This is a genomic window from Vibrio sp. Vb1337, from assembly GCF_033338715.1.
GTDB lineage: Bacteria > Pseudomonadota > Gammaproteobacteria > Enterobacterales > Vibrionaceae > Vibrio > Vibrio alginolyticus.
Window position 1 is genome coordinate 1 of record NZ_JAWOTD010000294.1, and the last position, 1019, is coordinate 1019.

1 protein-coding gene is annotated in these 1019 nt (G+C 47.1%); it reads right to left on the reverse strand.

Annotated features, from left to right (window positions below; translation table 11 throughout):
- Nucleotides 1–1019: AbgT family transporter (locus R7E42_RS25735; RefSeq protein WP_318073345.1), on the reverse strand; the 1019-nt coding region annotated here is incomplete at both ends.

Here is a 1019-nt window from a genome sequence, read left to right on the forward strand (position 1 = left end):
GTACCGATGTTTGACTGAGCAAATGCAGATAGGAACTGAGCACAGAAGAACGACATAACAATGTATGCGCCCATGGTCGACATGGTGTCCGCCATCGCTTTGATGATGTCGTTACTTGTCTTAAAGGTGCCAGATACTTTGCCGTAAACGTAACCAGGGATGATAAATAGAATGAAGATCAGTGGAACAATCGACTTCATGATAGGCGCAGAAAACGCCGTAATTTCGCCTTCAGGAGAACGAAGTGCCGAGTTCTCAGGCAATAACGCGGCAACAAGAAGTGCGATACCCGCCATCATAGCCCAGCCAGCGTAGCGGAATGCTTTTGATTCCAACTCAGTGAAAGAGCCTAAGTTTGGTGCCGTTTCTGCATCTTCATCAATTGGCATCTTTGCAAGACGTGGCTCGATGATTTTCTCAGTCACGTACCAACCGATAGCAACGATGATCACTGAAGATAGACCAGTGAAGAAGATGTTTGCTAGAGGGTTAACCACGTATTCAGGATCAAGAACCTGTGCTGCCGTTTGTGTGAAACCAGCGAGCAATGGGTCAATACCTGAAGGAATGAAGTTTGCAGAGAAACCACCAGACACACCAGCAAATGCCGCTGCGATACCAGCTAGAGGGTGACGACCAGCGGCATGGAAAATGATACCACCTAGAGGAATAACCAAAACGTAGCCCGCATCAGCCGCGGTATGCGAGATGATTGCGACAAGAATAAGCATTGGTGTAAGTAGCTTCGCTGGAGTGAAGTTCAGCATCTTCTTAAGGCCAGTCGTGATAAAACCAGAAGAATCCGCAACACCTACACCCAACATTGCAACTAATACGATGCCTAGAGGTGCAAAACCAGTAAAGGTAGTGACCATGTTAGCAAGGAAACTTGCTAGAGCTTCACCCGTAAGTAAGTTAGTAATGGTAAGAGCTTCGCCCGTTCGAGGGTTTGGAAGGTCGAAAGTCACATTCGACAAAAGTGCAGACGCAACCCAAGTAATGATCAGTGCCCAGAAAAA